The sequence below is a fragment of the Flavobacterium yafengii genome (assembly GCF_030010375.1).
Lineage (GTDB): Bacteria > Bacteroidota > Bacteroidia > Flavobacteriales > Flavobacteriaceae > Flavobacterium > Flavobacterium yafengii.
This window is the reverse complement of the sequence record NZ_JASCRY010000002.1, coordinates 36239-54550: the sequence shown is the minus strand read 5'-3', so window position 1 is coordinate 54550 and position 18312 is coordinate 36239. Positions and strand designations below refer to the sequence as shown.

Below are 18312 nucleotides of genomic sequence, written 5' to 3'. Positions count from 1 at the left end.
TTGGTAATAATAAATATTATTACGTAATTTGGTAATATTTAGATTCTAAACTTTTAAAATTGAACTTGATTTTTTAATTATATTTGAATTATGATAAGTATAATCACAGGAGACATTATTAACTCGAGAAAACTACCTTCTACAATATGGATTGACGGTTTGAAAGAACTGTTGAATACCAAAGGTAAAAATCCGAGTGAATGGGAAATTTATCGTGGAGACGAATTTCAGATCGAAATTATAAATCCTCAAGAAGCGCTATTGACAGCTTTGCAAATTAAGGCCTATCTAAAAACACTAAAGCTCGACGCAAGAATGAGTATAGGTTTTGGCGATAAAACCTATTCAGCAGCAACAATTTCTGAAAGCAACGGAACAGCATTTGTTCGTTCGGGAGAGCTTTTTGAAACTTTAAAAAAACAAAAAACGACCTTAGCCATCAATTCCGGCAATAATGATTTAGATACCGAAATGAATTTAATGCTTCGTTTAGGATTGACCTTTATGGATAATTGGCTGGCGCAATCAGCAGAATTTGTTTTAGTATCCATAGAACACAAATCGCTTTCTCAAGAAGAAATAGGTGTAAAAATTGGTATAAATCAAGCCGCAGTAAGTCGCAGACGAAAACGAGCACAGTTTGATTTGGTGCTGGAACTAGATAATCATTTCAGAAAAAAAATTAAAACCCTCAGTGTATGATTATTTTTGTAAAACTATTATTGGCACATTTACTTGGTGATTTTTTGTTACAGCCTACATCTTGGGTTTTAGACAAAGAAAACAGAAAACACAAAAGCATTTGTCTGTATATTCATACACTTCTTCATTTTATTCTCGCTTGGATTTTAGTTGGCGGAACCGATTTTGTTTGGTTTGCAGTTGTGCTGGCGGTAACGCATGGAGGAATTGATTTTTTGAAATTACATTTTCAAAAAAATAAAACAAAACGCAATTGGTTTGTAATTGACCAACTGTTGCATCTTATTGTAATCATGGGAATTACACTACTTTACAATAACGAACGCATTGATTTTGCAGCATTTGACAACCAATTTTGGATTTTTGCAACCGGAATCCTTTTACTGACAAAACCTACATCGATACTTATAAAGAATATCATTTCAATTTGGACTCCTGAAAACAAAACAAGTAACGATTCCTTATCGAATGCTGGAAATTACATCGGAATATTAGAACGCTTATTTGTTTTTTACTTTGTCATAACTACTAATTTTGAAGCTATTGGTTTTTTATTGGCTGCAAAATCTATTTTCCGATTTGGAGATTTAAAAGAAGCCAAAGACCGAAAACTTACTGAATATGTTCTTATTGGAACATTATTAAGTTTTGGCATTGCTCTATTGACAGGACTTTTAGTAAAATATGGGATATTACAATCTTTCTAAAATCTTTTTGTTTATGGCTTTGACCAAAGCTGGACCTTCATAAATAAAACCAGTATACAACTGAATTAAACTTGCTCCTGCATCTAATTTTTCTAGTGCATCTTCCGCAGAATGAATTCCTCCTACTCCAATAATAGGGAAGGCTTTATTGCTTTTTTCAGATAAAAAACGGATTACTTCAGTAGAACGTTTTGTCAATGGTTTTCCAGATAATCCACCCATTTCTGTTTTATTTTCAGATTGTAATCCTTCGCGAGAAATCGTGGTATTAGTAGCAATAACCCCCGCAATTTTAGTTTCCTTGATAATATCAATAATATCAAGTAACTGTTCATCTGTCAAATCTGGAGCAATTTTCAGGAGAATTGGCTTTTGCTTTGGCCTTGCCAAATTCTTATTTTGCAGCGTTTGCAACAATTGAGTCAATGGCTCTTTATCTTGCAATGCTCGAAGATTTGGCGTGTTTGGGGAACTTACATTCACTACAAAATAATCAACATAATCATACAATGCATCAAAACAAATTTCATAATCCGAAGTCGCTTCTTCGTTTGGCGTCAATTTATTTTTACCAATGTTACCGCCTATTAAAACGCCTTTATTTTGTTTCAAACGTTCCACCGCTTCCTGAACTCCACCGTTATTGAAACCCATTCTATTGATAATTGCGCTGTCTTCTTTCAGACGAAACAATCGTTTTTTAGGATTTCCTTCCTGACCTTTTGGAGTTAGCGTTCCTATTTCGATAAAACCAAAACCAAAATTAGACAATTCTTTATACAACTTAGCGTCCTTATCAAACCCGGCAGCTAAACCTACAGGATTTTTAAATTTTAAACCAAAAACTTCAGTCTCTAATCTTGAATCTTTTACTTCGTAAAGCAATCTAAAAAGACTAGTAAAACCTGGTATTTTAGACAAAAATCGAATCAATGAAAAAGTAAAATAATGAACTTTTTCTGGATCAAACAAAAATAGAAATGGACGAATGAGTACTTTATACATGGTTGTAGTGTTGTTGATGCAAAAATAGAACTATCTAATCGATAATTAAATATTTCGAAAAAAAAATATATAGCAACATTTGATTTGGCTATAGCCAAAGAAGAAATAATATAAATAAACAGTAGTTAAATAAAGCACAAAACCTCCTGAACAACAAAATTCAATTCTTTAATTATCAATGATTTAAAATCAAAAGTTGCCGTTTTAAATTCTTCAACAAAAAATAAGAAATGATTTTTTAAATGGTTTTTCTTATCTTGTAATAAAATAAATTAGGGTAAAATATAAATTTTTATCAACTTAAAACACATAGCCATGAATATAAAACTATTTTTCACTGTAGTATTGCTTTCTAGTTTTCAACTTTTCTTTGCCCAAGACATTAAATCTGACACCATAAAGTTAGCCACAAAAATGACTATAACTACGGTAACAACAATTAAAGACACCCTAAAAGTGGCTCCAGTAGTTGCTGCGAAATTAGCGACCAAAGTAGAGAAAGAAGCATTAAAAAAAGAAGCTAAAGCTCTTAAGGATAAAATAAAATCAGAAAAAAAAGCACTAAGAGAAGCTAATAAAATTGAAAAAGAGCAAAAAGCTTTTCAAAAAAAACAAAAAGCTTTTGACAAACGACAAGACAAAATTCTTTCGAGTGAAAAATCAATTAGTAAGATAAAAACAAAAATTTCAAATGAAGAAAGAAATTTAATCAAACTCAAAGAAAAATTTGAACAGAAAAAATCAAAAGGAAAGCTTAGTTCTACTGAAATTGAAAAAGAAAATATCAAAATCAGTAAGCTACAAATAAAAGTAAATAAGCTGGAAGGAGATCTAGATAAAGCAGAAGAAAAGTTGCATAAAATGAGAGATTAAATTTAACCACCTTCGGGTGGTTTTTTTATATAAAAAGGTTTATTTTACCCCAAAAAAAGTATTGTTTATTGAGGTTCAAACAATGCAATTATTATTTTTAATTTGCAAGATTTAGTTGCTGCTTAACTTCAAAATGCTCCTGAAAAAATGTTTATATTTGCATCAAAACAAATTAAAATGCAACATATAATTGACCGTTTCATCAGTTACGTAACTATTGATACTGAATCTGACCACAAATCAGAAAGTACGCCAAGTACAGCAAAACAATGGAATTTAGCCAATAAACTGGTTGAAGAACTTAAAACAATTGGATTGCAGGACGTGACAATTGATGAGAAAGCATATATCATGGCTACTCTACCAAGTAATGTAACTCATGAAGTTCCTGTAATTGGATTTATTTCTCACTTTGACACTTCCCCTGATTTTACCGGAGCCAATGTAAAGCCTCAAATTGTATCGAACTATGATGGTAAAGACATTGTATTAAATGCAGATAAAAATATTGTGTTATCACCAAGTTATTTCAAAGATTTATTGCTTTACAAAGGGCAAACTTTAATAACTACTGACGGAACTACACTGTTAGGCGCCGATGACAAAGCCGGAATTACCGAGATTGTTACTGCAATGGAATTCCTTGTTAACAATCCTGAAATCAAACATGGAAAAATCAGAATTGGTTTTACACCTGATGAAGAAATTGGCCGTGGCGCACATCATTTTGATGTAGAGAAATTTGGAGCGGATTGGGCGTATACAATGGATGGTAGCCAAATAGGCGAATTAGAATATGAAAATTTCAATGCAGCTGGCGCCAAAATCACTTTCAAAGGTAAAAGCGTGCATCCTGGCTATGCCAAAGGAAAAATGATCAATTCTATGTTGATTGCCAATGCTTTTATTAACGAACTGCCCGCTGGAGAAACTCCTGAGGAAACTAAAGGATATGAAGGTTTTTTTCACGTACATCATCTGAATGGAAGTATTGAAGAAACCGTTTTGGAATTAATCATTCGCGATCATAACAAGAAAAAGTTCGAAAAACGTAAAGAACTAATCGAAAAAATTGCTCGAAAAATCAATAAGAAATTTGCTAAAAAATTTGGTGAAGATATCGTTATCACTGAGATAAAGGATCAATATTACAATATGAAAGAAAAGGTTCTGCCAGTGAAACATATTGTGGATATTGCCGAAAAAGCGATGAAAGAAATAGGAATTAAACCGCTTATAAAACCTATTCGTGGTGGAACTGACGGTTCTCAATTATCATATAAAGGATTGCCTTGCCCAAATATTTTTGCTGGCGGACACAATTTTCATGGGAAATATGAATATGTTCCTGTAGAAAGTATGCAAAAAGCAGTTGAAGTAATTGTAAAAATAGCGGAATTGACAGCTACAGAAGATTCATCTAAAAAATAAGCTATTGGAATCCTCAAAAACGACTCATTCTTGGGAGAAAAACAACAGTTGGTCAGAAGAATTAGAACTTCTAAAATCAATTATTGTCAAAACGGAACTCGTGGAAACAACAAAATGGGGCGGTATTGTTTATGTCTTGAATAGTAAAAACGTACTCGGAATTGGAGGATTCAAAAATTACTTTACAATTTGGTTTTTCAATGGCGTTTTATTGCAAGATAAAAAAAAGGCGTTAGTCAATGCGCAAGAAGGCGTTACCAAATCGTTGCGACAATGGCGTTTTTCATCGAAAGAGGAAGTCAACGAAGCGGCAGTTTTAGAGTATATTAATGAAGCAATTGCCAATGAAAAACAAGGAAAGAATAGCAAACCACAGAAAAAAGAACCTATTGTTTCTGAACTTCTTCAAAAGGAATTAAATGCTGATGCCAATTTAGCAGAAGCTTTTCTAAAATTCTCTCCTTACAAACAATATGAATTCTTAGAATATATTGAAACTGCAAAGCGAGAGGAAACCAAGCGTTCCCGGATCGAAAAAATTAAACCAATGATAAAAGAAAGCATTGGTTTAAATGATAAATACCGATAAAATTAAGTCCCAATTCTGAAGCTCAGAGTTGGGGCTTTTTTATTCAAAACTACATTAGAAAAACATAGTGTTATTCCCTAAATCAACTATGCAATCTCTTTCTTTAAAAAAAGAAAATACTTCTTCCCATGGTTGCAATTTTCTGTAAATCAGAATAAATTATCAAAATCATTCTGAAAAACTTAACATTGACCAGTGCATTAAATCACTATATTTACTTACAAGCACTTAATAATTTAGTAACACTGAACAACTATTCGTTAAATTGAATAAAAGCTAATTCTATAAATTATGATACAAAAGAAAGAAGCGGAGACAGATCCAGTATCTCCAGCAAAACCTGAAATTGATAAGCCAATTAGAGCTCCTAGAACAAAAGTTATTAAACCTGTAACAGAACCCGTTGAAATTATAGCTCCTGTAATTGAAGAAATCATAACAGAAACTATAGAAATTTCGACTATTGGTCTAGAAGACAATGATGATAGTGACGTTTCAAATCAGAAAAAAAGTAAAAATAAGATTAAAACCAAAGTAAAGATGAAAGATAAAGACAAGAAAAAGGCTAAGAAAGCCGACGCAAAAGAGAAAGCGAAACAAAAAGCGAAAGCAAAAGCCAAAAAGGCAAAAAAAGCCAAAAAGGATAAAGCTAAGAAAGCAAAAGTTAAAGCCAAGATAAAAGCTAAAAAAGCCAAAGCAAAATCAAAAAAAGCGAAGAAGAATAAAAAGAATAAAAAATAAGACTGTTATTTTTTATCAAAAAAAAGTCCCAATCCGAATAATCGGTTGGGACTTTTTTAATTCATTAAAATGAGAATTATTTTTTGTTCAATACTGCACTCATTTCCATAGAAATAGCAGAACGCTCCATTTTCAATTTTCCTGACATCGTTTCAACAACAACAGTTGTATCCGCTAACTCAGAAACTTTTCCGTGAAGACCACTTTTTGTGATGATTTTATCACCTACTTTCAAGCTGCTTTCAAATTCTTTTTCATTTTTCGCTCTTTTCTGTTGTGGTCTGATCATGAAGAAATAGATCACCACAAACATTAATAAAAACGGTGCAAATTGAGTTAATTGTTCCATAATTTAAATTCTTTTTTTATTGATTAATTACATTAAACCACGACCAGCTTTAATGATTCTTTTGCTGGCTTCCAGTTCTTTTACTAAATTGTCTAAAATTCCGTTGATAAAAATACTACTTTTTGGCGTAGAATATTCTTTGGCAACTTCTAAATATTCGTTAAGAGTTACTTTTACGGGAATGGATGGGAATTTCAAAAATTCACAGATTGCCATTTTCAGGATAATCGTATCAATTTCGGCAATTCTTTCAGTATCCCAGTTTGGTGTTTTATCAAGGTATTCTTTGGCTAATTCCGTTTCGTTTAAAACTGTTTTTCTGAACAAATCTTTAACAAAATCCTTGTCTTCATTGTCTTTATACAATTTTGGAACTCTGAAATTATCATCTTCGCCAGATTTAATCGCTTTCAATTGCTTGATAATATGCGTATTTACTAATGGAATATCGTCAACCCAAGTTAACTTATCATCCTCTAAATATTCATATAATTTCTCGTTTGGAACAATTACATCCATGAATAAATCAACGATAAACTGTCTGTCTTCTTCAAATGTACTTACTGAGTTACTCATGTAATCCGCATACAATTTACTTGCTTTTACATCATTCAGAAGCAATAAAATATAATCGTCGTTTAAAGACCAATTATTAATTTTACGGTTTTCCAGCGCAATACTTAGTGAATTGTTTTCGGCAAGAATTTGAAAAATTTTGTTTTTGATGAACTTTTCGTTGGGTTTACGTTCTTCAGGAGTTGCAAGATGTTTCAAACTTGATTTATGTAAAAAGATAGTTTCTGTTTTACAAATTTCAATCAGGGAAGAAAGCATTATAAGGTATAAATCTTGAATATTGTCGATGCTGTAAAAAAGGAATTTTTCTTCTTTTTCCAGATTATCTGAGCCGCTTTGATGCATCGCATAAATGGATTGCATTACTTTAACGCGAATGTGTCTTCTATTTACCACCTTGTAAGAACTTTTATTAATTAGTCTGCAAAAATAAGTATTTCATTTTTTAAAATAAAATATATAATCGCTTATTTTAAAGTTTTCAATCAGCAACATTCAGTGAACGGAAATAAATTGTTCACTGAATACTGATAACTGAGCACTTTTTTTTTACTTTTTACTGTTTTCTATTTTTCTTTGATTGATGCGATTTTGAGCAATAGTCAAAGCAGCATGATGCGTTGTCATCTTGTTCGCAATAGCAAAATCAAATATTTCTAATGTTGTGTTATAAATGTTTTCTGTTTTACGCATAATTTCCGCTTTATCATAATGCGCTAATTCAGCATACACATTGATGATTCCACCTGCATTAATCAAGAAATCCGGAGCATAAAGAATCCCTCTTTCCTGTAGAATTGCACCGTGAACATTCTCATCAGCCAATTGATTATTGGCAGCACCAGCAATTACTTTTGCTTTAATTTTATAAACTGTATTGTCATTTAACGTTGCTCCCATGGCGCAAGGCGCATAAATATCAACATCTGCACTATATAAATCTTCTCCTCTGAAAATTTCTGCATGGTACTTCGCTCCCACTTCATACAATCTATCTTCATTGATATCCGAAATTGTTACTATTGCTCCTTCTTTTGTCAAATAATCAACTAAAGTTTCACCTACGTGACCAATTCCTTGAACCAATACTTTCTTGCCACTCAAAACATCAGAACCAAATTGTTGTTTTGCAGCCGCTTTCATTCCTAAATATACTCCGTAAGCCGTAACAGGTGATGGATTTCCAGAACCTCCTCTTGATTCAGAAATTCCGGTAACATAAGGTGTTACATCCCTAACGATATCCATATCTGCGGTTTCCATTCCTACATCTTCAGCAGTAATATATCTTCCGCTTAAAGAATGTACAAATTCACCAAACTTGCGCATCAACTCAGGCGTTTTTTGCGTTTTAGCATCTCCAATAATAACTGCTTTTCCTCCACCAATATTCAATCCTGTAATAGCTGCTTTATAAGTCATACCGCGAGAAAGGCGCAATACATCGTTTAATGCTTCCCATTCGTTTGCATAATTATACATTCGGGTACCACCCAAAGCAGGCCCCATAACCGAATTATGAATACCAATAATTGCTTTTAAACCTGTATCTTTGTCGTTGCAAAATACAATTTGTTCGTGATCATCAAATGATAATTGACCAAAAACGGGATCCATTTTTTGAAGTTCCTTTCCAGTTGCGAAAGCTGCATTCATAGTGTAAGTTTTTATAGTGATAAATTACGAATTCGTCAAAAAGACAGTCCAAATTTAAACAAAAAACAAATATGTATTTATTTTTTGTTTGAAAATTGTCAAATCAATAATTTAACTCACTAAATAATTTATCGCTAAAATTATCCAAAAGTAAAATTATTTTAAAAAATAAAATCATTTCAACATAGAATATCATAAAAAATGAAAGAATTACGTTATTTAAATAAATATTTCGTCAAATACAAATACAGTTTCTTACTAGGAATTATTTTTACCATTATTGCACAAATATTCATGCTTTTCACACCCAAGTTGATTAGCAAATCATTCAAGGTCATTGAGGCTTTCGCCAAAGATAAAACCGTGGCTAAATCACTTATTCACGAAGAATTAATTTCGAATATCCTATTGATTATTGCCACTACAATTATCGCTGGGTTCCTTACTTTCTTGATGAGACAAACTTTAATTGTCATGTCGCGCCACATAGAATTTGATTTAAAAAACGAAGTATTCCGTCAGTATGAGAATCTTTCTCAGAACTTCTACAAGCAAAATCGTACTGGGGATTTAATGAACCGAATCAGCGAAGACGTTTCAAAAGTAAGAATGTATGTGGGTCCGGCGGTGATGTACACCATAAATACCGTCATTCGTTTTGCAATAGTAATTGTCTATATGTATAATGTATCGCCAATATTGACTTTATACACATTACTTCCTTTACCAATTTTATCGTACGCCATTTTCAAACTGAGCTCCGAAATCAATGTAAGAAGTACTATTTTCCAACAATATTTATCTAAAGTTTCCAGTTTTTCACAAGAAATATTTTCAGGAATCCGAGTGATAAAAGCCTATTCATTGGAAAACCAACATCAAAACAATATGATTGATTTAGCCAATGAAAGCAAAAGTAAAAGCTTGAATTTAGCCAAAGTGCAATCCTTATTTGGACCTTTAATGTTGGCGCTGATAGGAATCAGTAATTTAGTCGTAATTTATTTTGGTGGTTTAATGTACATCAACGGTTCTATAAAAAGCATTGGAACTATTGCCGAATTTATTTTGTACGTGAATATGCTTACTTGGCCCGTAGCATCTTTAGGTTGGGTTTCGTCTATGGTTCAAGAGGCCGAAGCTTCTCAGAAACGACTCAATGAATTCCTTAAAATTGAACCCGAAATAAAAAATAAAAATCTGAATAAATCAGTGATTGAAGGTTCCATTTCTTTCGAAAATGTAAGCTATACATACGAAGACACTAATATCAAAGCGTTGCAAAACATCTCTTTCACCGTAAAAAAAGGAGAAACTTTAGCCATTTTAGGAAAAACAGGGTCTGGAAAATCTACCATTTTGTCCTTAATTTCCAGAATGTATGACGTAACCAATGGAAAAATAACCATTGACGGAAGCGAAATAAGTACCGTCAATCTTTTTGATTTGCGAAACAGCATCGGAATAGTTCCACAAGATGCTTTCTTGTTTTCAGACAGCATCAAGAATAATATTATGTTTGGTAAAGAGAATGCAACTGCACAAGAAGTGGAATCAGCCGCAAAAAGTGCCGTTGTTCATGATAACATCATGGGCTTTAATAAACAATACGAAACGGTTCTTGGCGAAAGAGGAATTACACTTTCAGGAGGTCAAAAACAAAGAGTTTCTATTGCCCGAGCAATTATTAAGAATCCTCCTATTTTACTTTTTGACGATTGTTTATCTGCAGTAGATACCGAAACCGAAGAAACTATATTGAACAACTTATATGAAATTTGTAAAGACAAAACAACTATAATTGTAAGTCATCGTGTGTCTTCTGCTAAAAATGCAGATAGAATTATCATCATAGAAAAGGGTGAAATTATACAACAAGGCTCTCATAATCAATTGATAAATCAAGAAGGCTATTACGCCGCTTTGTATATGAAACAACTTTCAGAAAAAGAAATGCTATAATTGTTGGATAATACATATATTTTTTAGATTTTTGGATACTACTTAACAACCATAAATTGATAGAAAGGATTATGAGAGAACATGACATGTTAGAAAAAGAAGAGATATTTTCTAAAGTTTTAAGAGCTGGGAGAAGAACCTATTTCTTTGATGTGAGAGCGACAAAAGCAGATGATTATTACATTACCATTACCGAAAGCAAAAAATTTACTGAAGAAGATGGATCATTCCATTTCAAAAAACATAAAATCTATTTATACAAAGAAGATTTTGCTGCTTTCGCAGAGATTCTTGGCGAAATGACTTCTTATGTTTTGAACCACAAAGGCGAAGAAGTAATTTCAGAAAGACACCAAAAAGATTTCAAAAAAGAATATGCATCTGAGAAATCAGATGATGAAATTATACCACAAACATCAACTTTTACTGATATTGAATTTGATGATATTTAATTTTTAGTTCCCTACTTACAAAAGCAAAAAGTCCAAAAGTCATTTGATTTTTGGACTTTTTTTGTACATTTAAAAAATAAATAATTTCAAATGAAAAACGTTTCCCTTTTCGTATTGCTATTCTTTTTTGGTGTTAGTATTTCAGCTCAAAAATTAGAATATGCAACACAAACCAATCTTCCTTATTACACAGAAGCCATATATAAATCAGATGCATATATAAAAGAACGATGCGTGCTTGATGTCTATTATCCAAAAAACAGTGCCGGATTTGCAACCGTGATTTGGTTTCATGGTGGTGGATTAACCGGCGGAAATAAAGAACTTCCTGAAGAGCTAAAAAACCAAGGGATTGCAGTTATTTCAGTCAATTATCGTTTAGGTCCAAAAGTTAGTGCCCCAAAATATATTGAGGATGCTGCAGCTGCTGTAGCTTGGGTTTTTAAAAACATCCCTGCATTTGGTGGAGATGAATCTTTGCTATTTGTATCGGGTCATTCTGCAGGTGGATATCTGGCAAGCATGATAGGTTTAGATAAAAAATGGCTGAACACTCAAGGAATCGATGCCAATAAAATAGCTGGTCTTATTCCTCTTAGCGGACAGGCAATTACTCATTTTTTAGTTCGAAAAGAACGCGGAATTGCAGACACACAGCCGGTAATAGATGAATTAGCTCCACTTTTTCATGTTCGTGCAGATGCTCCGCCTTTATTACTGATAACCGGAGACCGTGAATTAGAAATGCTAGGCCGTTATGAAGAAAACGCATATTTAATGCGCATGATGAAAATTGCGGGACACAAAAACACGAAACTATATGAATTAGACGGATTTGGTCACAACATGACAGCACCTGCTTTCCCTTTATTACTTAATGAAGTTCGCAGAATTATTAAGGAAAAGAAACACTAAAACAATGACAGAACCAATAGTAAGTGCCGCATGGCTTCAAGCTAATCTTAAAGATCCAAGCTTAATAATCCTCGATGCCAGTTTAAAAGAGAATCAATCCAATTTAAAAGCTGGCTTAGAAAATATCCAAATTAAAGGTGCTCGATATTTTGATATAAAGCACACCTTCAGCGATACTGTTAATCCTCTACCTAACACACTTCCGAGTCCCAAACAATTCGAAATCGAAGCTAGAAAACTAGGAATTAACAAGAGCAGTGTAATTGTAGTCTACGACAAATTGGGTATTTATTCGAGTCCAAGAGCTTGGTGGCTGTTTAAAATAATGGGACATCAAAATGTTGCTGTTTTAGATGGCGGATTACCTGAATGGATTAATAATGACTATCCTGTTGAAAAAATACCAGAAAATCCAATCTATGCCGTTGGTAATTTTGAAGCAAAATTTATCCCGGAATTCGTAAAAAGTAAAGAACAAATTTTAGAGAATATACAAACCAAAAATGCCGTTCTGATTGACGCCCGTGCAGAAAACCGATTCAAAGGAATTGGCGATGAGCCTAGACCAGGATTACGAAGCGGTCATATTCCCGGTTCTATAAATATTCCGTATACACAACTCTTGCAAAATGGAAAATTTTTACCAAAAGAAGAATTACTTACAATCTTAAAAACTGATGACAAACCTCTAATATTCACTTGCGGTTCCGGAGTTACAGCTTGTATTGATTTAATTGCATATGAATTGATAGGTAAAAATCCTAAATCCGTCTACGATGGTTCTTGGACAGAATGGGGACAACTGGAAAATCTCCCAATAGAAAAATAGACTGTAAAATATGGAACCAAAATTATTAATATTAACAGGACTTGGAGATTCGGGAGAGAAACATTGGCAAAGTTATTGGCTGCGAAAATTTGAAAATTCAATTAAGCTTATTCAAGACAATTGGGAGGAACCTCAACTTAAAAACTGGCTTACTAATCTCAATGAAACAATCCAAAAATTAGACACTCCAACTGTTTTAGTAGCGCATAGTTTATCGGTTTCAATGGTTATGCATTGGGCTTCCGCCAATAGTAATCAGAATATCGTAGGCGCTTTACTCGTCGCTCCTGCCGATGTTGACTCGCCTAAGCATACGCCTGAAGTAACTTGGAACTTTGCCCCTATTCCAAAATTGAAACTCAACTTCCCTTCAATAGTTATAAGCAGTGAAAATGACCCGTATATATCAATTGAAAGAGCCGAATATCTTGCGAAAAAATGGGGAAGTGATTTTTTCAATGTCGGTCAAAAAGGGCACATTAATTCGGAGTCCAATTTAGAGTATTGGGAAGAAGGGCTGTTAATTTTGCAACAATTAATAAATAAAAGGAATCCCTAATTATTTATCCAATTCGCAATCCGTTTTCTATTTTAAAATCGGGAGCCAGTAAAATCACATCACCTTCATCTCCTACTGCGCCCAATACCAAGCACTCGCTCATGAATTTTCCGATTTGTTTTTTAGGAAAATTGACTACGGCAACAATCTGTCGGTTGAGTAAATCTTCTTTCGCGTAACGTTTCGTTATTTGTGCGGATGTTTTTCGGATTCCAATTTCAGAACCAAAATCAATCGTCAATTGATACGCTGGTTTTCGAGCTTCAGGAAAATCATTTACTTCCAAAATAGTTCCTACACGCATTTCTACTCTTTCAAATTCAGTCCAGGTTAATTCCATTTAAATTCAGTTTTAATTTCGAAGTATAAAGTTACATTTTACAAAATAAAAACCTACTTATTAGAAACAGATATTTCATAATTAAAAGCTCTGTCAAGCCAATTTAACATGTTAAATACAAGTTAAACGTATTAGAACTAAAAGAAATGAATGTACTTTTGTATTGCGAAATTTAATTTTTTTATGAAAATATTTCCAAATACAAGACTAATCTCAGCCACTCTTTTTAAAGAGATTTTTGTGTTTAGTGCAAAATTTTCGCATTCAAAAGCCTTTGTTGATTAGACCTTCGTCTATATAAAATCAAACTACTTCGAGACGAAGGTTTTACTTTACATCATTTATTTAACCTGAAATTTTAAAAGTTCTCTTTTTAAAATTAAATCTAATTTAAAAACATGTTTTTAAAAAAATTAGCAGCGCACCAAATTATTTGGGCGTCTACCCTTTCGTTTTTAGTAATCAGCAGCGTATTAATTTATTTCGATTATCTTGATTATTTATTTTTGGTTATTCCTCTTTTATTAGTCTATTTACTGATTTCGGATACTTTTCAATCCAAACACACGGTTAAAAAAAACTACCCAATTGTGGGTCGATTCAGGTATTTCCTAGAATCTTTTCGTCCGGAAATGCGTCAATATTTCTTTGAAGGCGAATTAGACGGAAAACCATTTAATCGCAGACAACGAACTATCGTTTATCAAAGAGCCAAAAATGTAAAGCAAACTATTTCTTTCGGAATGCAGGATGATCCCAACAGAATTGGGTACGAATGGGCAGCACATTCCATTTATCCAAAAAGAGCCGACAAACAATTTTTCAGAACTACCGTTGGGAACAGCCAGTGTTTGCAACCGTATAGCGCCAGTATTTATAATATTAGCGCTATGAGTTATGGCGCATTGAGCAAAACTGCTATTTCTTCTTTGAATAAAGGAGCTCAAAAAGGCGGATTTGCGCATAATACGGGCGAAGGAGGAATCAGCGATTTTCATTTAGAAGGCGGTGATTTAATTTGGCAAATTGGGACTGGATATTTTGGATGCAGAAAAGACGATGGTACCTTTTCGGAAGAATTATTTACAGAAAAAGCCAACTTCCCACAAGTTAAAATGATTGAGTTAAAACTCTCTCAAGGAGCAAAACCAGGACATGGAGGATTATTACCAGGCGAAAAAAACACGCCTGAAATTGCTAAAATTAGAAATATCCAGCCTCACATTGCAGTACATTCTCCTGCGGGACACACTGCTTTTTCAAACAGTACGGAATTATTGCTTTTTCTAAAGAAATTAAGACACTTATCAAATGGAAAGCCAGTGGGATTCAAAATTTGTATTGGGCGTCAAGATGAATTTATTAACATCATTAAAGCCATGAAAAAAACAGGAATTGTACCTGATTTTATTACCATCGACGGAGCAGAAGGAGGAACTGGAGCAGCGCCTTTAGAATTTATTGATTATATGGGAATGGCACTTTCTGATGCTTTGATATTTGTTACCAAAACCTTACAGCAATATGAACTCAGGGATCAAATTAAAATTATGGCTTCAGGAAAAATCATTACTGGTTTTGATATCGCCAAAGCAATATCACTTGGTGCCGATGCATGTTACAGCGCACGAGGAATGATGTTTGCGCTGGGTTGTATTCAAGCGTTGCAATGCGACAGTGGTAAATGTCCTGTAGGTATTGCAACCCAAGATAAAGCTTTATACAAAGGATTGGATATTACTGAAAAAAGTGTGCGCGTTGCTCATTTTCACAACAACACGTTAAAAGCTTTTGCAGAATTCATTGGAGCTTGTGGATTTGATTCTCCAAAAGCGATTACTCCAGATGTTTTTTACCGCAGAATTGACCATAAAACGAATGAAAGTTTTACATCACTATTCTTTAACGATTTTGAAAACAAAGCTAAAACCGAAAAAATAAACTTAAACTAAATCCATATGAAACCAACTCCAGTTTTAACAATTACCGATTATAACATTCTTCGGGAATTGGTGAAAAACGCAAAAGACAGTACGAATATTAGAGAAATCGCTTTGCTTATACAAGAATTAGACCGAGCAATTGTCAACAAAGAAGGTATTCTCGACGAATCTATTATTCGAATGAATTCTCATGCAACAGTCGAAGACACCAAGACAAAACAGCAAATGAAAATTCAAATTGTCATGCCTTCACAATCCAACATTAAAGAAGGCAAAGTTTCAATTTTAGCTCCTTTATGCGTCGCTATAATAGGCTTTAAAGAAAATGACGAAGTGGAATGGCAATTGCCTGCCGGCATTAAAAATTTAAAAATAATTGCCGTAACGAATACTGCAAACAACTAATTACCAACTCTTTTAAACACCTCATTTATGAAGGTGTTTTTTTTATCTATAAGCGGAAATTCTTTCTTTTTATCTTCGAAAACAAAAAAATTACAACTATTTACACAAATTCTATAATACTCTTTTTCTCAAATCCATCTAATTTTACAAAAGACGAATATTAAATTCATCTTGTAAATAGTAACTATTATGGAAATTAGTCAAAGAAACAGCAGCGAATCGAGAAAGAAAAATAATACTGGATTAGACATGTACATTGAAACAGCACCAAATGTAAAATTATATGTTAAAGATTATGGCGAAGGAAAACCAGTAATTCTTATTCACGGATGGCCACTATCAAATGAAATGTGGGAATACCAAATTGATACTTTAGTTCAAAATAATTTTAGAGTTATTGCTTATGACCGTCGTGGTTTTGGTAAATCGTCACAACCTTGGGATGGCTATGATTATGATACTTTAGCCGACGACTTAAAGGCTATTATTGACCAATTGGATTTAAAGGAAGCCACACTTGTTGGATTTTCAATGGGTGGCGGAGAAGTTGTGCGCTATTTCAGTCGTCATGGTGGAAAAGGGGTTTCTAAAGCGGTTCTTATTGCTTCAATTACACCATTTCAATTGCAAACGGATTCGAATCCAAACGGTATTCCACAAGAAAAGTATGATGGTATGGCAGCACAAATCAAGGAAGACCGAATTAGTTTTCTGGATAATTTTGGAAAAACATTTTTTGGAGTGAGCTTTATCAGCAAACCTATTAGTACACCTTTATTAGACTATTACAGAATGCTGTGTTCTTTTGCTTCACCACGCGCTACTTTAGAATGTGCCAAATCATTTTCGGCAACCGATTTTCGTCATGAAATGACATCTGTAAATGTTCCTACATTAATTATTCATGGGGACGAAGACAAAACAGTTCCTATTGAAATCACTTCAGAAATAGCGACAAAATTAATACCCGACAATAAATTTATTATTTATGAAGGAGCGCCACACGGTTTATTTTATATCGAAAAAGACAAATTAAACAAGGATTTGATTGAATTTTTAAACTCCTAAATTTAATAGAATTGATAAACCTCAATTATTTATTGCAAAAAAAATCCCAAACTTTCGTTTTGGGATTTTTTAATTTTATATGAATCTTTTAAACTATTTAACATCCATTAATTCTACGTCAAAAATCAAAGTAGCATTTGGTGGAATTGCTCCTCCAGCACCACGAGATCCATACCCTAAATCCGATGGTATAACGAAACGTGCTTTGTCACCTACACGCAACAACGCAATTCCTTCGTCCCAGCCTTCAATAACCTGACCTTGACCTAATTTAAATTCGATTGGTTTTTTTCTTGGATACGAAGAATCAAAAACTTTCCCATTCTCTAATGAACCTTCATAATGAACAGCAACCGTTTTTCCGCTTTCCGCTTTTTTACCTTCACCTCTTTGGATGAATTGGTAGCGTAAACCGCTTTCTGTTTTTTCAAAACCAGCCGCTAATTTTTCCATGGCTGCCTCAACCTCTGCTTTTAAAGCCGCATCACGCTTATTGCGAGATCCTTTGAATGTGATAAAAGCTTCAATTGCATTCCAATTTTTAGCTTCTTCACCTTCTCTGATAATTTCTAAAGACTCTAAAACATCCCCTTGCTCAACAGCATTAACAATATCCTGACCCTCTACAACATGACCAAAAACGGTATGTTTGTTATCCAACCAATCTGTAGGAATATGCGTAATGTAGAATTGCGAACCGTTTGTTCCAGGTCCTGAATTAGCCATTGCCAAAACTCCTGGACGATCATGTTTCAAACTTGGATGAAATTCATCATCAAATTTATACCCTGGATCTCCAGTTCCTGTTCCTTGTGGACAACCACCTTGAATCATAAAATCAGGAATTACTCTGTGAAATTTTAATCCGTCATAAAATTTAACCCCTTGTGGTTTCACTTTATTTTCTAAGTTTCCTTCAGCCAATCCTACGAAATTCCCCACTGTACCTGGAGTCAAATCGTGTGTTAGTTTTACTAAAATAGCACCTTTAGTGGTGTTGAATTTAGCATATATTCCGTTTTCCATGTTTTTTAATTTTTATTGAAGCGCAAATTTACGAAATTAATTTTAAAAAGGGAATTGGGGGATTCATTGATTTGGTTATTTGAAAGTTTGAAAATTACCCAGATTTTTTTTAGCAAATTATACTCTTTCCCTCTTCGCTAATTCGGGACTTAAAAATCGCTTAATTCCACAAAATTCTAGCCCA

Annotated in this window: 20 protein-coding genes; 14 read left to right on the top strand and 6 right to left on the bottom strand. The window is 33.4% G+C overall.

Annotated features, from left to right (window positions below; genetic code table 11):
- Positions 1–90: 90 nt before the first annotated feature.
- Both QLS97_RS07800 and QLS97_RS07795 read left to right on the top strand, forming a co-directional pair.
- The gene (locus QLS97_RS07800; protein ID WP_282715664.1) at positions 91–702 is read left to right on the top strand and encodes a hypothetical protein; all 612 of its coding nucleotides are present in this window, start codon (positions 91–93) and stop codon (positions 700–702) included.
- The gene (locus QLS97_RS07795) at positions 699–1409 is read left to right on the top strand and encodes a DUF3307 domain-containing protein (protein ID WP_282715662.1); all 711 of its coding nucleotides are present in this window, start codon (positions 699–701) and stop codon (positions 1407–1409) included. Before QLS97_RS07800 ends, QLS97_RS07795 begins: the two co-directional genes overlap by 4 nt.
- Here the strand turns inward: QLS97_RS07795 and QLS97_RS07790 are convergent.
- Entirely contained in the window at positions 1395–2414 is a 1020-nt protein-coding gene (locus QLS97_RS07790) for a quinone-dependent dihydroorotate dehydrogenase (protein WP_282715660.1), read from the bottom strand. The genes QLS97_RS07795 and QLS97_RS07790 overlap by 15 nt on opposite strands.
- 315 nt (positions 2415–2729) lie before the next feature.
- On the opposite strand from QLS97_RS07790, the gene QLS97_RS07785 reads away from it, so the two are divergent.
- From QLS97_RS07785 to QLS97_RS07770, 4 genes are all read left to right on the top strand, one after another.
- Positions 2730–3287, top strand: coding sequence for a hypothetical protein (locus tag QLS97_RS07785; RefSeq protein ID WP_282715659.1), 558 nt, complete (start codon positions 2730–2732; stop codon positions 3285–3287).
- Positions 3288–3464: 177 nt separating this feature from the next.
- Positions 3465–4718 carry a peptidase T gene (gene pepT, locus QLS97_RS07780; RefSeq protein WP_282715657.1) on the top strand — a complete coding sequence of 418 codons (1254 nt, stop codon included), beginning with the start codon at positions 3465–3467 and terminating at the stop codon, positions 4716–4718.
- Positions 4719–4722: 4 nt separating this feature from the next.
- Complete coding sequence (locus QLS97_RS07775; protein ID WP_282715655.1) at positions 4723–5307, top strand: YdeI/OmpD-associated family protein; 585 nt, start codon at positions 4723–4725, stop codon at positions 5305–5307.
- 291 nt (positions 5308–5598) lie between these two features.
- The gene (locus QLS97_RS07770; RefSeq protein ID WP_282715653.1) at positions 5599–6048 is read left to right on the top strand and encodes a hypothetical protein; all 450 of its coding nucleotides are present in this window, start codon (positions 5599–5601) and stop codon (positions 6046–6048) included.
- Between the two features lie 76 nt (positions 6049–6124).
- Here QLS97_RS07770 and yajC read toward each other — a convergent pair whose 3' ends face one another.
- The 3 genes from yajC to QLS97_RS07755 all read right to left on the bottom strand — a co-directional run bounded on the left by yajC (position 6125) and on the right by QLS97_RS07755 (position 8629).
- Positions 6125–6397, bottom strand: coding sequence for a preprotein translocase subunit YajC (gene yajC, locus QLS97_RS07765; protein WP_099715973.1), 273 nt, complete (start codon positions 6395–6397; stop codon positions 6125–6127).
- 27 nt (positions 6398–6424) lie between these two features.
- Positions 6425–7336: a transcription antitermination factor NusB gene (nusB, locus tag QLS97_RS07760; RefSeq protein ID WP_282716474.1), complete on the bottom strand. Its 912-nt coding sequence runs from the start codon at positions 7334–7336 to the stop codon at positions 6425–6427.
- Positions 7337–7522: 186 nt separating this feature from the next.
- Positions 7523–8629: a Glu/Leu/Phe/Val family dehydrogenase gene (locus QLS97_RS07755; protein WP_282715651.1), complete on the bottom strand. Its 1107-nt coding sequence runs from the start codon at positions 8627–8629 to the stop codon at positions 7523–7525.
- Between the two features lie 201 nt (positions 8630–8830).
- On the opposite strand from QLS97_RS07755, the gene QLS97_RS07750 reads away from it, so the two are divergent.
- The 5 genes from QLS97_RS07750 to QLS97_RS07730 all read left to right on the top strand — a co-directional run bounded on the left by QLS97_RS07750 (position 8831) and on the right by QLS97_RS07730 (position 13346).
- A complete protein-coding gene (locus QLS97_RS07750; protein ID WP_282715649.1) occupies positions 8831–10591 on the top strand; it encodes an ABC transporter ATP-binding protein in 1761 nt (586 codons plus the stop codon).
- Positions 10592–10662: 71 nt separating this feature from the next.
- The gene (locus tag QLS97_RS07745; protein ID WP_099715976.1) at positions 10663–11043 is read left to right on the top strand and encodes a PUR family DNA/RNA-binding protein; all 381 of its coding nucleotides are present in this window, start codon (positions 10663–10665) and stop codon (positions 11041–11043) included.
- Between the two features lie 90 nt (positions 11044–11133).
- The gene (locus tag QLS97_RS07740) at positions 11134–11958 is read left to right on the top strand and encodes an alpha/beta hydrolase (RefSeq protein WP_282715647.1); all 825 of its coding nucleotides are present in this window, start codon (positions 11134–11136) and stop codon (positions 11956–11958) included.
- A gap of 4 nt (positions 11959–11962) precedes the next feature.
- Positions 11963–12787 carry a sulfurtransferase gene (locus QLS97_RS07735; protein ID WP_282715645.1) on the top strand — a complete coding sequence of 275 codons (825 nt, stop codon included), beginning with the start codon at positions 11963–11965 and terminating at the stop codon, positions 12785–12787.
- 10 nt (positions 12788–12797) lie between these two features.
- Positions 12798–13346: an RBBP9/YdeN family alpha/beta hydrolase gene (locus QLS97_RS07730; RefSeq protein WP_282715644.1), complete on the top strand. Its 549-nt coding sequence runs from the start codon at positions 12798–12800 to the stop codon at positions 13344–13346.
- Between the two features lie 4 nt (positions 13347–13350).
- Here the strand turns inward: QLS97_RS07730 and QLS97_RS07725 are convergent, their stop codons facing one another.
- Complete coding sequence (locus QLS97_RS07725; protein WP_282715642.1) at positions 13351–13686, bottom strand: tRNA-binding protein; 336 nt, start codon at positions 13684–13686, stop codon at positions 13351–13353.
- 398 nt (positions 13687–14084) lie between these two features.
- Here QLS97_RS07725 and QLS97_RS07720 point away from each other — a divergent pair, with 398 nt between their 5' ends.
- The 3 genes from QLS97_RS07720 to QLS97_RS07710 all read left to right on the top strand — a co-directional run bounded on the left by QLS97_RS07720 (position 14085) and on the right by QLS97_RS07710 (position 17102).
- Positions 14085–15638, top strand: a complete 1554-nt coding sequence (locus tag QLS97_RS07720) for an FMN-binding glutamate synthase family protein (RefSeq protein WP_282715640.1) — start codon at positions 14085–14087, stop codon at positions 15636–15638.
- Between the two features lie 6 nt (positions 15639–15644).
- Complete coding sequence (locus QLS97_RS07715; protein WP_282715638.1) at positions 15645–16034, top strand: GreA/GreB family elongation factor; 390 nt, start codon at positions 15645–15647, stop codon at positions 16032–16034.
- 189 nt (positions 16035–16223) lie between these two features.
- Positions 16224–17102, top strand: coding sequence for an alpha/beta fold hydrolase (locus QLS97_RS07710; protein ID WP_282715636.1), 879 nt, complete (start codon positions 16224–16226; stop codon positions 17100–17102).
- 93 nt (positions 17103–17195) lie between these two features.
- Here the strand turns inward: QLS97_RS07710 and QLS97_RS07705 are convergent, their stop codons facing one another.
- Positions 17196–18128 carry a peptidylprolyl isomerase gene (locus QLS97_RS07705; protein WP_282715634.1) on the bottom strand — a complete coding sequence of 311 codons (933 nt, stop codon included), beginning with the start codon at positions 18126–18128 and terminating at the stop codon, positions 17196–17198.
- Positions 18129–18312: the final 184 nt, after the last annotated feature.

Excerpts from the sequence above, each read along its gene's own strand:
- QLS97_RS07740 (WP_282715647.1), top strand. The coding sequence starts at position 11,134 with ATGAAAAACGTTTCCCTTTTCGTATTGCTATTCTTTTTTGGTGTTAGT.
- QLS97_RS07800 (WP_282715664.1), top strand. The coding sequence starts at position 91 with ATGATAAGTATAATCACAGGAGACATTATTAACTCGAGAAAACTACCT.
- QLS97_RS07795 (WP_282715662.1), top strand. The coding sequence starts at position 699 with ATGATTATTTTTGTAAAACTATTATTGGCACATTTACTTGGTGATTTT.
- QLS97_RS07770 (WP_282715653.1), top strand. The coding sequence starts at position 5,599 with ATGATACAAAAGAAAGAAGCGGAGACAGATCCAGTATCTCCAGCAAAA.
- QLS97_RS07750 (WP_282715649.1), top strand. The coding sequence starts at position 8,831 with ATGAAAGAATTACGTTATTTAAATAAATATTTCGTCAAATACAAATAC.
- QLS97_RS07725 (WP_282715642.1), bottom strand. The coding sequence starts at position 13,686 with ATGGAATTAACCTGGACTGAATTTGAAAGAGTAGAAATGCGTGTAGGA.
- QLS97_RS07735 (WP_282715645.1), top strand. The coding sequence starts at position 11,963 with ATGACAGAACCAATAGTAAGTGCCGCATGGCTTCAAGCTAATCTTAAA.
- QLS97_RS07715 (WP_282715638.1), top strand. The coding sequence starts at position 15,645 with ATGAAACCAACTCCAGTTTTAACAATTACCGATTATAACATTCTTCGG.
- QLS97_RS07790 (WP_282715660.1), bottom strand. The coding sequence starts at position 2,414 with ATGTATAAAGTACTCATTCGTCCATTTCTATTTTTGTTTGATCCAGAA.
- nusB (WP_282716474.1), bottom strand. The coding sequence starts at position 7,336 with ATGCAATCCATTTATGCGATGCATCAAAGCGGCTCAGATAATCTGGAA.
- QLS97_RS07720 (WP_282715640.1), top strand. The coding sequence starts at position 14,085 with ATGTTTTTAAAAAAATTAGCAGCGCACCAAATTATTTGGGCGTCTACC.
- QLS97_RS07705 (WP_282715634.1), bottom strand. The coding sequence starts at position 18,128 with ATGGAAAACGGAATATATGCTAAATTCAACACCACTAAAGGTGCTATT.
- QLS97_RS07745 (WP_099715976.1), top strand. The coding sequence starts at position 10,663 with ATGAGAGAACATGACATGTTAGAAAAAGAAGAGATATTTTCTAAAGTT.
- QLS97_RS07730 (WP_282715644.1), top strand. The coding sequence starts at position 12,798 with ATGGAACCAAAATTATTAATATTAACAGGACTTGGAGATTCGGGAGAG.
- QLS97_RS07755 (WP_282715651.1), bottom strand. The coding sequence starts at position 8,629 with ATGAATGCAGCTTTCGCAACTGGAAAGGAACTTCAAAAAATGGATCCC.
- QLS97_RS07785 (WP_282715659.1), top strand. The coding sequence starts at position 2,730 with ATGAATATAAAACTATTTTTCACTGTAGTATTGCTTTCTAGTTTTCAA.
- QLS97_RS07710 (WP_282715636.1), top strand. The coding sequence starts at position 16,224 with ATGGAAATTAGTCAAAGAAACAGCAGCGAATCGAGAAAGAAAAATAAT.
- pepT (WP_282715657.1), top strand. The coding sequence starts at position 3,465 with ATGCAACATATAATTGACCGTTTCATCAGTTACGTAACTATTGATACT.
- yajC (WP_099715973.1), bottom strand. The coding sequence starts at position 6,397 with ATGGAACAATTAACTCAATTTGCACCGTTTTTATTAATGTTTGTGGTG.